The organism is Aeromonas sp. QDB39 (genome assembly GCF_027707585.1).
Taxonomy (GTDB): domain Bacteria; phylum Pseudomonadota; class Gammaproteobacteria; order Enterobacterales; family Aeromonadaceae; genus Aeromonas; species Aeromonas hydrophila.
Window position 1 is genome coordinate 1 of the sequence record NZ_JAPCIV010000034.1, and the last position, 13,481, is coordinate 13,481.

At 52.8% G+C, this 13,481-nt stretch carries 14 protein-coding genes; 11 read left to right on the plus strand and 3 right to left on the minus strand.

Features of this window, described 5'->3' with window-relative positions:
- Positions 1-58 precede the first annotated feature (58 nt).
- From PG899_RS18320 to PG899_RS18345, 6 genes are all read left to right on the plus strand, one after another.
- Positions 59-1,456: a hypothetical protein gene (locus tag PG899_RS18320; protein ID WP_270697539.1), complete on the plus strand. Its 1,398-nt coding sequence runs from the start codon at positions 59-61 to the stop codon at positions 1,454-1,456.
- A 2-nt stretch (positions 1,457-1,458) separates the two neighbouring features.
- Positions 1,459-2,898, plus strand: coding sequence for an AAA family ATPase (locus PG899_RS18325; protein ID WP_011899277.1), 1,440 nt, complete (start codon positions 1,459-1,461; stop codon positions 2,896-2,898).
- Positions 2,895-3,854 (plus strand): TniQ family protein, encoded by a 960-nt coding sequence (locus PG899_RS18330; RefSeq protein ID WP_042657575.1) that lies wholly within the window; start codon positions 2,895-2,897, stop codon positions 3,852-3,854. Before PG899_RS18325 ends, PG899_RS18330 begins: the two co-directional genes overlap by 4 nt.
- 15 nt (positions 3,855-3,869) lie before the next feature.
- On the plus strand, positions 3,870-5,474 hold the full coding sequence (locus PG899_RS18335; protein WP_223945899.1) for a TnsD family transposase: 1,605 nt from the start codon (positions 3,870-3,872) through the stop codon (positions 5,472-5,474).
- A 54-nt stretch (positions 5,475-5,528) separates the two neighbouring features.
- A complete protein-coding gene (locus PG899_RS18340; protein WP_011899273.1) occupies positions 5,529-5,828 on the plus strand; it encodes a hypothetical protein in 300 nt (99 codons plus the stop codon).
- Between the two features lie 168 nt (positions 5,829-5,996).
- The gene (locus PG899_RS18345; protein WP_011899272.1) at positions 5,997-6,353 is read left to right on the plus strand and encodes a hypothetical protein; all 357 of its coding nucleotides are present in this window, start codon (positions 5,997-5,999) and stop codon (positions 6,351-6,353) included.
- A 133-nt stretch (positions 6,354-6,486) separates the two neighbouring features.
- Here the strand turns inward: PG899_RS18345 and PG899_RS24305 are convergent, their stop codons facing one another.
- Together PG899_RS24305 and tet(E) are read right to left on the minus strand one after the other, a co-directional pair.
- Positions 6,487-6,957, minus strand: a complete 471-nt coding sequence (locus tag PG899_RS24305) for an antitoxin Xre/MbcA/ParS toxin-binding domain-containing protein (protein WP_011899271.1) — start codon at positions 6,955-6,957, stop codon at positions 6,487-6,489.
- A gap of 817 nt (positions 6,958-7,774) precedes the next feature.
- Entirely contained in the window at positions 7,775-8,992 is a 1,218-nt protein-coding gene (gene tet(E), locus PG899_RS18350; protein ID WP_011899270.1) for a tetracycline efflux MFS transporter Tet(E), read from the minus strand.
- 80 nt (positions 8,993-9,072) lie between these two features.
- On the opposite strand from tet(E), the gene PG899_RS18355 reads away from it, so the two are divergent.
- The 5 genes from PG899_RS18355 to PG899_RS18375 all read left to right on the plus strand — a co-directional run bounded on the left by PG899_RS18355 (position 9,073) and on the right by PG899_RS18375 (position 13,084).
- Complete coding sequence (locus tag PG899_RS18355; protein ID WP_011899269.1) at positions 9,073-9,705, plus strand: tetracycline resistance transcriptional repressor TetR(E); 633 nt, start codon at positions 9,073-9,075, stop codon at positions 9,703-9,705.
- A gap of 589 nt (positions 9,706-10,294) precedes the next feature.
- Positions 10,295-10,645 carry an ArsR/SmtB family transcription factor gene (locus PG899_RS18360; protein ID WP_024944096.1) on the plus strand — a complete coding sequence of 117 codons (351 nt, stop codon included), beginning with the start codon at positions 10,295-10,297 and terminating at the stop codon, positions 10,643-10,645.
- 45 nt (positions 10,646-10,690) lie between these two features.
- Complete coding sequence (arsB, locus tag PG899_RS18365) at positions 10,691-11,767, plus strand: ACR3 family arsenite efflux transporter (protein WP_024944095.1); 1,077 nt, start codon at positions 10,691-10,693, stop codon at positions 11,765-11,767.
- Positions 11,764-12,195: a glutaredoxin-dependent arsenate reductase gene (arsC, locus tag PG899_RS18370; RefSeq protein ID WP_024944094.1), complete on the plus strand. Its 432-nt coding sequence runs from the start codon at positions 11,764-11,766 to the stop codon at positions 12,193-12,195. Before arsB ends, arsC begins: the two co-directional genes overlap by 4 nt.
- A 139-nt stretch (positions 12,196-12,334) precedes the next feature.
- Positions 12,335-13,084: a class I SAM-dependent methyltransferase gene (locus PG899_RS18375; protein WP_270697537.1), complete on the plus strand. Its 750-nt coding sequence runs from the start codon at positions 12,335-12,337 to the stop codon at positions 13,082-13,084.
- A 110-nt stretch (positions 13,085-13,194) separates the two neighbouring features.
- Here PG899_RS18375 and PG899_RS18380 read toward each other — a convergent pair whose 3' ends face one another.
- A complete protein-coding gene (locus PG899_RS18380; protein ID WP_029301252.1) occupies positions 13,195-13,440 on the minus strand; it encodes a hypothetical protein in 246 nt (81 codons plus the stop codon).
- Positions 13,441-13,481: the final 41 nt, after the last annotated feature.

Here is a 13,481-nt window from a genome sequence, read left to right on the forward strand (position 1 = left end):
CTCATGATGAACCCTGTTCCATGGCTCCAGATGACAAACATGATCTCATATCAGGGACTTGTTCGCACCTTCCCTAACATTTATCAAAAAGCGAGTTGGTAGCATTAATTATGCGCGAGATCATGCGGCTAAACCTGGTGTGGCTAAAAAAGGGCTGCGCGGACCAACTTATCGGTATGAAATAGATAGTACCATTGCCGACATTTATATTCGTGATGAATATTCACAAGATGAATTAGTGAGTATTGGACGACCTACAATATATTTGGTTGTTGATACGTATAGTACCATGATTGTTGGAATTCATGTGGGATTTGGCAATCCCTGCTGGCATGGTGCCAGTCAGGCTCTTTTTAATGCCATGAGTAATAAAATTGATTTCTGTCGGGAGTATGGCGTTGATATAAAGGAGTCTGAATGGCCCTGCCAAGAAGTATGTCGTGAGTTAACGATGGATCGGGGATCTGAAAATTCGGATAACAATATTACTGCAATATTGCAAGGCCAAATCGGCATCAAGGCCGCAAATTTAAATGCACTCCACCGTGGCGATATGAAAGGCACGGTCGAAAAAAGCTTCCATTTACTGCAAGAAATGGCAATACCACCTCATGCAGGAAAAGTGATGAAAGTGCCGAAAAAAGAGGACCAACATCCGTCTCGTAAACCATTGTATAGTTACAGCGACTTTATGAACCGCTTGATAAATACTATTCTCTTTTTGAATAATAATCGCGCTAGTATTAATTCTCAAAACTTTGAAATGTCACGAGATGGTGTTGGTTTTACTCCTCGTGATGTCTGGAATTGGGGGCTAAAGCAAGCTGTCATAGGTTCCAGAGTGTCCGCAGATAAGCTGCGTTTTGCATTATTGCCCGAGGCTGAGGCAACGGTTATGTCACAGGGCATTTATTTTAGAGGCTTGTACTATAGTTGCAATGAAATTGTTCGTAGGAACTATCTGGATAAAGCCAGGAATCTTGGTAGGTTTAAGATTAAAATTCGCTACTCAGATGTCACCACCAATTATATATGGCTTAAAGATGCGGTATTGGGCGATGTTATCCAGTTGGATATTAATGACCGGAGTGAGGCCTATAAAAATCATAATTGGGAGAATGTCATGCGACAGCAGGAAATCACTAAGGAACGTCTCGCAAATATGAAGGAGCGCGAGTTCAGTGAGCGAGTCGCACTTGTACAAAAGTTCGATAAACAGGATAAACAAATACAGGCCAGTATCAGGCGGCATATAAAAAGCAATGCCAAAAGCATTCAAGGCGGCATGAAAGATCGCAAAATGATAGATGCTGCCATGCAACGACATCGGGAGGGGCAGTCCATTGTTGCCGAATTGGTTCCTGTCGCTCAGCTAGATACAAATCCTCGACCATTATCGGCGATAGGCCAGCAAGATCTCACTGATCCAACAATATTCACAGTTCAGGAAAAGTAACCATGGCGGAACCGAAATATTTTGCACACCCCAATGTGAGTTATCGTGGTAATCCCTATATTGAGGGGTTAGGTATGCCACTCTCTTCGGCACAGTTTTATGCGAACTGTGAGATTCCTTTTCACTATGAATTAGATCTTAGCGGGGTAGATGAATCGCTACATTCATATTTTATCCGTACTGCCATTGACCAACTGGCGGCGGTTTATACATCTCCAGATGAGGCGTACCGTTTATACGACCAGATGCGACGGATGATCGAGGCCGGGTATGTTCGACGCAACCCAGTTGGGGCTGATGTACGTCGGATATTAGCTGCGATTGATCGTGATAAGGCTGAACCGTGGAAGGCTGCACATGTATTGGAACTGGAGTTGTCGGTTCAATACAGCCTGTTACTGCTGGGACTGAGTGGACGTGGAAAGTCCACGATGGTAAAGCAGATTTGCAGGCAGATCCCACAGACGATAGAGCATGGTGATTATACGGATCACCATGGCAACGAGTTTGTTATTAACAGAATACAGGTGACCTATCTGTATATCGAGGTACATGATCGCCGTGGCCAAAAGGCATTACTACTGAACTTGTTGGAATCGCTGGATGCAGTCACTGGCGAGGATTACAGTCATGCGCATCGAGGTAGATCTGTCAATGAATTGATTTCGGTGGTGCAAAAGGCGTTTATCAGCCATGGGGTTGGTTTGTTGATCCTCGACGAAGCACAGAATCTGGCCAAGTCGGCCAAGAGTGAGGTGATCAGCAACAACGAAAAAACCACCATGAAATTTCTGGAGGAATTATTCAATCGAGTTGGTATACCACTGATGTTTGTCGGGACGCTGGCCACGATGAAATTATTTGAAAGCGAGATGACGCTCACTCGCCGAGCGACCAAAAATGGTTCTATGCAATTGGTGAGTTGTGACCTCGAAAGCTCATTTTGGCACCGCTTTATTCGCCTGATCTGCCAGACTAGATTGCTGAAAAACCAGACAACCTCGGAAGACGTGTTGCGCCAGCACATTCATTATTTAAGCGCAGGTATTCCAGCTATTGCGACTAGCCTAGTGCGGGTCACGCTTTCGTATCTGACCCATTTGAAACCTCAAGATCAAGATCTCTCGATAGCTGCATTGGATCGCTGCTTTAATCGCGATTTTAGAATACTCAATCCTGCGCTGACCGCATTGCGTAATGGTGCCTATTACCAATTTGAGGATCTCTCACCGATGCTCATACTGGAATCGGTGGCGAGTGGTCATGAGGTCGCTCAGCAGGTGCAACCACAGTCTGGAACTCATCTGCTGCAAGGTGATGTTAAGCTCAGCAATAAGTCGCAGAAAATAGATGTAAAACAACAGAAAACATTGGAACAGTTATCGCCGGAATTATTGTTAGGCCAGCTTGGGTATCACCTGGATACAGGTAAGCCGAAATGATCCTGCATCGATTGGAGTTGCTACCGGGCGAACATCTGGGGGCGGTGGTAGGCCGGATGCATGTGTTGAGCACGCACGGAACGTTTACAGCAACGGCCCGGGCGTTGGGGCTGAGCAGCCCACAAATCCGCCCTCACCGTTTATGTCACCCCGACGATCCTACCCTCGATACCCAGTTTCGGGCACGAGACGTTCAACGTGCGTGGCAGGATCACTCTGTCGGCAATTATTTAGCCCCCTTCCTGACTCCGCACGAGCAAGGGAGCGTGGTGGCAGCGTTGGCGGGTCATACGCCGCTCCGGCTGAGGGTGACCGGCCAACATAATATACAGCACCGACACTGGCGCTGGTGCGCAGGCTGTATCGCAGAAGATCACGAGATCCATGGCATGCCGTATTACCACCGGGATCATCAGTTGCCAGGGGTGTTTCATTGTCATCGACATCAACTCGGCTTGTCCGGGTGCTGCGCAGGCTGTGGTTTTACCGCCACGCTGTTGTCGGAACAACCCATCCCTCCCTACGATAACCTCTGCTCACAGTGCGGCCACTGGGTGGGGGGATATGATGGTCATTTTACCGAGCCGATGCGCGAGATCGAGTTAGCGTCGCTGGTATTGGCCCATTCCGCCAGCGCACTTACCCTACGCTCGCTGACCCAGTTGGTGAGTGATTCGATGGGGATATCGGGCGAGGCGATGCGCACGGTCAAGAGTATTAAAGCGATCAATATGTGGTTCAAGCAGATGGATGCGCAGAGCGATCCCCAGACATTGGCTGCGTATTTCATCAACTCTGGACGGATCGGTCAGGGCTGGCAGTTACCCCCCCAACTGCGTAATGCACGGGGCTATCATGAGCAGTCAGCCCGAGATCCGTTGCATCCTCTGGCCCACCTTCTGCTATTGCAGCATGCAGGTATCGATCTGGTAGGGCTCCTGGGATCTGAGGGGTGAGCGGTGTTGACCTCAGTGAGCCCAACCTATATTCCTGGCGAATCAGCCTACAGCTGGGTTAGCCAGTGTTTCGTACATTCTGCCTACAGTGACCGAAACCGCTTCTGTGAACGATTGTTCCATCGTCCTGCCATTCGGTTGCATCCGGTATTGCCAGGCCATATTGAGGTTACTGCCCAGGCTGCTGGAGTGGATCCGCAATACCTGCTGCACTATGGCACGGGCTTCCCGCTCTATGCCTTCGCGCTGGACGAGCAATCCCAAGTCCACGCCCTAGCGGCCGCCATGCTGGGTGAGGGGAGGGGGATCATCGCCCTGTCAGGGCAGGCCGCCAGCAAACTACATTTTGGCGGTGTCTGCCTTAAATGGTGTCCCGCCTGCCTGCGGGGGGATGAACAGGTCGTGGGTTGCGGCTACTGGCATACGGCGCACCAACTGTACGGGGTCACCGCCTGTGAAACGCACCAGCTGCGTCTGCATACCCTGGTGGCCGGTGCAGGCGGCATCGACCGCCGATTGTTCCTGCCGGATCCCGCGATACCCTGTGAACCATCACGACCATCCGCACATGAAATCTATCTCTCTGCATATATCACCGCTCTGCATCGGCATCTGTGCGTCCAGTCACCAACGGAGTCGCTAGCGGAGCTGTACCAGCGATGGCTCGGGCAACAGGGCTATCTGACGGCCCGAGGCCATCTGCGCAGCCAGGCCCTGTTGCAGGCCATGACGGAGTTCTGGCAGGGGTTGTTTGCCGATATAACGCCGATAGTGCCGCCGGGACTGGCCAACTATCGATACGTCTCGGGGCTGGTGCACGGTGACCGCAGTCACCACTACCTGAAACATGTGATGCTGATGGCGTTTGTGAGTCGCAGCCCAGCGGAGTTCTTCTCCATCGAGGCGCAGCAGGTGTTGCCTGTGCCGCCAGCGCGTGACGCGCAAGCCGCCGAGCGAGCAGTGCTAAGGTGGTTGGCAGAGCCGCTCTCCATGCGCCAGATCGCCCGCCACACCGGTTACAGTGTCGGTTATATCAAGCAACTCGCGTTGCGACACAACCACCCCGTCGAACACCGAATCCAGCGCATCACTGCGGCAGTGGCGCAGGGGATATGGCGGCAGGCGTTCATGGGGGTAAGCCGACAGCAGATCGCCCATTGCCATGGCGTCTCAGTCGGTGCGGTCGAAGCCATCATTCAGAGCCATCAGGGGTTGTCTGATTGGCGGCGGCATTTGGGCAGAGTGCGCAAGCTGCGTGAGCACCGCGATACATTGACGACATATCTGGCACAGCATGTCCATGCCAGTCGCGGTGTCATCGAGCAGGCGTGCCGAACGGCATTCAGCTGGCTCTATCAGCATGATCGCGTCTGGCTGTATCAGCAGTTGCCCGCTCCCAAACGGGCTGTTCACCATCCCAGCGTGGATTGGGCACAACGGGATCTGGAACTGGCTGCACGACTTGGGCAGCTGGCCGCACAGGCAAGATCATTGTCAGCCCTGGAGCGTGCGCTTGGCAAACCGGATTGGCTCAGGAAATACAAAGCTAGATTACCGCTCAGCTATGCGCTGGCTGTGCGACTTGTCGCTGCTTACGCAGCCCAGCATGCCAAACCCTGATGGTTGCCGTCGATATAGGCACGGCTGTCAGGGGTCAACACGAGGAGTATTGCCATGAAAGTCGAAGCCATCGTCCCCACCACGCAGGTCGTCGATATTCTCTGCGATGTCTGTGGCAGTAGCACGACAACCACCATTGGTACGCAGGAGTTCGGCACGCTGGCAGCGCGCTGGGGGTATGGTTCGCAGCACGATGGTGCGCAATATCAGGTGCATCTTTGCGAAACCTGTTTTTTCGAAGCGTTGGCAAACCTGAGGCAGGCTCATCGGTTGCAAAACCTGTTCGCGGAAGACTATCAACCCGCCGATCCGGACCACTTTGGGCGAGTTGAAGGAAATCAGGAGCTTATCTAACGATGAAGCGATTGAGACCCGTCGGCTCACGCAGGAGCGTGCCAGCCTGCGCCCAACGGCAATCAGACAACAGATACTCTCGTGTTGCATGGGAATAATTGCATTCTGCCCGTCACAGCAGGTTGTCCAAGAACCTAATTTATCCTGCGCTATGAAAGGAGCCGTGGTATGAAAGTTACACCAGAGGGGTGGGTGGTATTGCGTATCCCACCAGATGAAAAGGAGGAGCGAGTTGGCGTATTCAAAATATTTGCATCTTGGCGACAAGATGACAGATGGCGACTTTCCAGCGGAACTGGAACCCTATCAACGATAGCAAGACAGGGTGACTTTCTAGTATGGAAACAGTCATCTGGTAATGATTACTGGCTGCCATTTGATGGGGAAAATGGCATGACTTTTTATACCTGCGGGGTCCTTGAGAACATGTTAAATGCGCTTGAACTAGATCAAGGCGAGGTCATCATTCATCTCCTCAGGGATGGGCAGTTTGACTACGAAGAGCTTCGTCACCTTGAGTTTTGATTGCGTCAAAATAGCTTCGGAAATACTGGCCATTCATGTTAATGGATTCGTTTGGGCTTAAGCGGGCGATTCGACACGCTGCAAGCGGTTGAAAGGGGTCGTTCTGGTATAAACGATGACATGTACGGGTGAATCAATAAGGGACGCCGTGTTCAATTCCTCCTGCAAGGTCGATAACCGCCTGAGCGCCCATCGGTGAGGTGAGCACCTCAGCGGGCCTTTCACCCCCAAATCCCCAGGCTGGTCGAGTGAGCCATCGTAATGACTTGGTAATATCGCCGTTGTACAGGGATATGACAGCCTCCAGCGCTAGTACAACCCAGTAGAGGCGATCTCCCTGAGCGGGAGATAGGTGAACTCCCCGCCTGATTTGGCGACTCAACTCATCACGGTGAATGCCGATCATCGCACAAACAGTACGAGTGTCCGACCCTAGCAGGGCAACCAACTTGATGACGACCTCAGGGGAGACTCCGGCAACAATGTGCTGATGAGCCGCCAGCCTATTGCGAGGCATATCGAGGGATGCAAGAACATCGGTCACAGATGAACTGCTAGCGGTGAGAGCGTGGTTAGCACGATTCATGTAGCCAGTTGTCTCCATATGGGCTCTGTTGATGATGGTCGTGAACGTTGTCGGGCCCAATGTAATCCATCACTCAAGAGTTCATTGGGATCTCACCTAGTTTGGCGCACTTCGTTGGCCGTCGACGAAAGCGTTGGCGCTTTTGTGACGAATCAGGACCTGATTTGGCGATGAGCCGATTAGTGACGTTAATCGGCTCATTATCTAGGCCTTTTTGAGCCGATTAGGTTCTGGCATCGGCAACGCAGGCGTGTGTCAACCGGTGAGAGGTGTCATCTGATGACGAAAGCTTTCGCTCAGTCTCCGCTTTGCCGTCTGGCATCTCGCCCGAGCAGGGCTATCAACTGGCGTTCGCGTCTGCCGGTAGCGGGTGGGTCATTGAGTTAAACCGATCAAAATACCCGCTTGATGGCTTTTCTTGGAGTAAATCAGAGTGGCCTCCTCGCTGAGTCAAACTCACCAGCGATTTGTCATAAACTTTCACGCTAATCAGGCCCAGACTAGCTTCGGCTGAGGGTGTAAAACTGGCGCTAATTTACTATTTGGCTGCGAAGTGACCATTTTGCTAAGCAAACACTGCAATTAAACATAATGGGCATTATGCGCTGACAGATTGGCATGGTGGCTTGCAATTGTGGAGGACAGTTCTTTATTCTGTTTACCATACTTTCAGTATGGCGACAGTCGTTATGGAGTAGCGTTAATACTACTCAAATAATATGGCTTGCATTGTAGGTTCTCGTAGTAGTCCAATGTGTTACATTCACAATTTCTGATGCTGTGCAACGGTCGGTTTCACGTCTAGGAATTGGGGGCATTCAGTTACCATTACCATTTAAAGAAATGGCTGTGAATTGCTCTGATTTTTCGGGTGGACTGCCCTGCCGGGATAGAAAAACCTCAGTATAGTCAGTGCAACTACATACAATCCGCATCCAACTATCCACACCCAACCATTCCAAGATTCGTGGGTTGCACTATACAAAAATGCAAAAATAAGTGGACCGATTACACCCGTGAGGTGTGTCAAACTGGTCAGCAACCCTTGCAATTGTCCCTGTGCTACCTGACCGACACGAACAGATATAATTCCCTGCAAAGCGGGAAGAGTTATGCCACCACAAGCGAGTAACAGCACAACTGGCCAAACCATCCAGCTTTGCGTAATGACTGCCAATAAAAGTAGGCCACAGCCATCAGCCAAGATGCCAACCACGATAGCTCTCTGTTCTCCCAAATGTTTAGCGATAAAACCAGCAGCAAGTCCTTGAAACAGAGCGTGTGTAAGCCCAAACACAGCCAATGAAACACCGACCATTACGCCATCCCATGCGAAGCGCTCTTCTCCGAATAAAACCCATAATGTTGCAGGGATTTGGCCAATCAATTGAATGATGAAAAAGACAACTAGCAATCCCGATAATGGGGAGATCATCTCGCGTATGGAGGATGTGGTTTCATTGATTGTTTCATTCTTTATCTCGTCACTAACCTGATTAGCATTATGGGTCTCATGTAAAATGAATAGGGAGACCAGAAATGCCAGCCCGTTAATGGCAGCAGCGAACATAAACGGTGCCTGTACCGAAAGTTGACCTGCAAAACCACCAATGACTGGTCCAGCAATCATACCGCCACCAAAACAGGCACCCATCATACCAAACCAATGTGTCCTGGATTCCTCAGGTGTGACATCGGCAATTGTTGAGGCTGCAACAGCTCCAGTCGCACCGGTAATACCAGCAATTAAGCGTCCCAGATACAACACCCACACTACGCTGGCTGTTGCCATTAATGCGTAGTCCAGTGTTGCACCTAAAAGTGAAAGTAATAATACAGGGCGACGACCTATGCGATCTGACCAGCGGCCGAGAAGAGGGGCAAAAATCACTTGCATCATTGCATACAGCGCCAATAAAACACCGTAGTTCTCCGCAACATTAGCCTTTCCAACAAACTCCCGTAATAACGCCGGTAAGACAGGCATAATTATGCCAATCCCTATGGCATCTAAAAAAATGATGACCAGTGCCATCATCACAGTGCGGTTCATAGTTAACGCTCTCTATCGGTGATAGGGTTTGAAAAGTAACTCTATCAGTGATAGATTGTCAACAGCGAAAGGAGATAGTGATGGCACGACTAAGCTTGGACGACGTAATTTCAATGGCGCTCACCCTGCTGGACAGAGAAGGGCTAGAGGGCCTGACTACGCGTAAGCTGGCGCAGTCCCTCAAAATTGAGCAACCGACTCTGTATTGGCACGTGCGCAACAAGCAGACCCTTATGAACATGCTTTCAGAGGCAATACTGGCGAAGCATCACACCCGTTCAGTACCGTTACCGACTGAGAGTTGGCAGCAGTTTCTCCAGGAAAATGCTCTGAGTTTCCGTAAAGCATTATTGGTCCATCGTGATGGAGCCCGATTGCACATAGGGACCTCTCCTACGCCCCCCCAGTTTGAACAAGCAGAGGCGCAACTACGCTGTCTATGCGATGCAGGGTTTTCGGTCGAGGAGGCTCTTTTCATTCTGCAATCTATCAGCCATTTTACGCTGGGTGCAGTATTGGAAGAGCAAGCCACAAACCCGACAGAATACAATACAGTGATGGACGCTGTGCCACCATTATTACAGGAGGCATTTAATGTTCAGACGAGAACCACTGCTGAAACGGCCTTCCATTTCGGGCTGAAATCATTAATAGTTGGATTCTCTGCACAATTAGATGAAAAATATATGTCCATCCAGGGTAATAATAAATGATGCTGTCTATGGGGCAGTGCTAACGGTAGTAATTTTAAATCTATCGCCAGTGATTTTTATTTTTCACGCGACAAGTATTCTTGAAAATGTGTATGTGCATAGCCTTTGATAAATTAGGGAGATCCGAACAAAAGGGGGATTTCTTTGCGGGTCTGGCGGTGTTTGCCATTGAACTCGTAGTCAGCGAAGGTCAGTTGATGGCTCACGTTGGTTCTCATCCATGGTACTAAGAAAATCTGATGATCTCGTGTCAAGGATTTGTTCGCACCCTCCCCATCACGTCAAATAGAGCCTGTTTTCCAACTTAAATGTCCTGTTTGCTCACGGAGCAGATGTAGTATTACTTTTGAGTTTCCAACTTAAATGTCACATTTGGTATCGTTAACTCATTGAATACTTTGATCTGCCAGTTTCCAACTTAAATGGTTGTGATCAAGAGTCGCCTCGACTCGAACAGAGAGACCAAGGGCCTTGCATTTGCAAGGCCCTTTTTATTGGCGGGGACGATGGCGCTGAAATGGCGGGGGAGTTTGATCATTTCAATGTTTCTTGTATAGTTGAATTCATGCAAAGATAGACGGAGGTTTGCATGAACAAAGCGATCGCTACCAAGGTGTTTGAGTCCCTCGCATCCGGCATTCGTCTCGATGTGTGGCGCCTGCTGGTCAAGTCGGGTCTGGAAGGCATGGTGGCCGGCCAGCTTGCCAGCGAGCTCGACATCGCCCCGAATACCCTCTCGTTTCACCTCAAGGCCATGTTGCACGCGGGTTTGCTATCGGTGGAGCAGGAGGGTCGTTTCTTGCGCTATCGCGCCAACATCCCCCTGATGCTGGATCTTATCGGTTACCTCACCGAGGAGTGCTGCGCCGGTCATCCAGAGGCCTGCGGGGTGGGAGGTGTCGAGTCCCTCTGTGCGCCTGCCTGCTGTCATAAAGAGTAAGGGCACTGTCTGCCCGCCATTCGTTACCCTTCTGGGAGTCTCTTCATGAGTAGCAATGCCTGCTGCGATCTGCCCGTCAGCAAAAAAATGCGTTTTCTAGACCGCAATCTGACCCTCTGGATCTTCGTCGCCATGGCCATCGGGGTTGGGATTGGCTATCTGTTCCCTCAAGTTGCCCAGTGGAACGAGGCGATGTCGGTCGGGACTACCAATATCCCTTTGGCCATTGGCCTCATCCTGATGATGTATCCGCCGCTGGCCAAGGTGAATTACGGCTCCATGGGGGCCATGACCCGGGACCGCCGCGCCATCACCCTCTCGCTGGTGATGAACTGGCTGGTGGGCCCCATCTTGATGTTCGTCATCGCGCTGGTGTTTTTGCACGATCAGCCGGGCTATATGGTGGGGCTCATTCTGATAGGTCTGGCGCGCTGCATCGCCATGGTGCTGGTGTGGAACGATCTCGGCGGCGGCAGCAAGGAGTACGGCGCCGGCCTGGTGGCACTCAACAGTGCGTTCCAGATCCTCACCTACAGCCTGATGGCCTGGTTGTTTATTACCGTGCTGCCGCCGCTGTTTGGCCTGCAGGGCTTTGCGGTGGATATCACCATGCTGGATATCGCGCAAAGCGTGCTGATCTATCTGGGCATTCCCTTCCTGGCAGGCTTCCTGAGCCGTCACTATCTGGTCAAGGCGAAAGGAGAGAAGTGGTACACCGAGCGTTTTATTCCGGCAATTTCCCCCATCACGCTGATCGCGCTGCTGCTCACTATCGTGCTGATGTTCAGCCTCAAAGGGGAGATGATCGTCGAACTGCCCATGGATGTGCTGCGGGTCGCTGTACCCCTGGTGGTCTACTTCGTGCTGATGTTCTTCACCAGCTTCTTGGTGGGCAAGAAACTGGGCATCCCCTATGACAAGAATGCCTCCATCGCCTTTACCGCCACCGGCAACAACTTCGAGCTGGCCATCGCCGTCGCTATCGCGGTGTTCGGGCTGAGCTCGGATCAGGCCTTTGCCGGGGTGATCGGCCCGCTGGTGGAGGTTCCCGTACTGATCGCCCTGGTCAATGTCGCCCTGCGCATGAAGCGCTCTTATACCAACCCAGAGAACCCATCATGAATGACGCCCACATCACCATCTACCACAACCCGGCCTGCGGCACTTCCCGCAATACGCTGGCGCTTATCCGCAACTCAGGCGTTGAGCCGACCGTCATCCACTATCTGGAGACACCGCCCAGTCGCGACACCCTGCTGGCCTTGATTGCCGCCATGGGCATGCCGGTTCGCGACCTGCTGCGCCAGAACGTGCCCCCCTATGAGGCGCTGGGACTGGCCGAGAACAAGTTCAGCGACGATGAACTGGTCGATGCCATGCTGGCTCATCCTATTCTGATCAACCGTCCCATCGTGGTGACACCGCTTGGCACCAAGCTGTGCCGCCCGTCAGAAGTGGTGCTGGATATTCTGCCGAGCTCCCAGCAAGGAGCCTTCAGCAAGGAAGATGGAGAGCAGGTGGTGGATGCACAAGGCCGGCGCATCGGCTGACCCGGCACTCAGGTGCGTGGCGATGATGTTGGATCGCCATGACGGGGCGATTGCCTTGCCGGTTGCACTCGGGGCAGGATGAGGGGCGGGGCGATTGACTCGGCCCTGATCCCGCACAAATTCAGCACAAGGAGTGGCAATGGACAGTACCCAGCGATTCTCGACCAGGGTCGAGGCCTATGTGAAATATCGGCCGGGTTATCCTGCCGCCATGCTCGATTTTCTGGCCAGCGCGTTGGCCATGGGGCCGGCTGCCCGGGTGGCCGATATCGGGGCCGGCACCGGCATCCTGACTGCGCTGCTGGCCCCCCGGGTGGCGCGGGTCTGGGCGGTCGAGCCAAACGCGGATATGCGCGGGGCGGCCCGGCACCAGCTGCAGGCAGTGGCCAATATCGAATGGCGGGATGGCAGTGCCGAAGCCACCGGTCTGGCGGACAGGGCGGTGGATCTGGTGACGGTGGCGCAGGCGTTTCACTGGTTTGATCGCGCCGCCTTCAAGCAGGAGTGCCGGCGGCTGCTCAGACCCGGTGGCCGGGTTGCCCTCATCTGGAACGACCGGCTGACCGACACCCCATTTCTCAAGGCTTATGAGGCGGGGCTGCGCACCTATTCGGGGGACTACGAGGAGGTCAATCACCGCAATCTGGGTGAAGTGGATTTTCAGGCCTTCTTCGAGGGGGAGTACCGGCTCGATCGTTTCGCCAACCGCCAGCTGTTCGATCTCGACGGCGTGCTGGGGCGGCTCAACTCCTCTTCCTATGCCCCGGTGGCCGGCTCGCAAGCCTATGCCGAGCTGACGGCGCTGATCGCCCGGGAATTTGCCCGCCATGCGGTCGATGGCGTGATTGCCTTCAACTACGACACTCTGGTCTACAGCGGCCGGGTGTAGCGGCTGGGTGTAGCAGGGGCCCAGATAAACAGCGGGCCCTCGCCACCGGTGGCGAGGGCCCGCAAGGGCATGGCTGATCCTGTTCGCAGCGGTGGGCTGTGGTGCCTGCGCTAACTCTTGTTCAGCCCCAGCATGGCCATCGCCTTGGCCAGGGTATCGACGGACTCCTGATGCTTGCCTGCCTTGTGCAGGACTTCCCCCTCGGCGCGCAGCTTCTTCACCTCGGCCAGTTTGTCGGCGCTGAGGGCAGGTTTGGCGGCGAGGGCATCATCGATCTTCTTCATGTCGGCGGGGCAGTGAAAGGCGAGGGCGCTGCCGGTAAAGAGCAGGCTGGCCAAAAGCAGGGCTGGTTTCATGTCGGCTGTCTCCACTGTGATGACCATGATGGGACGCTCCA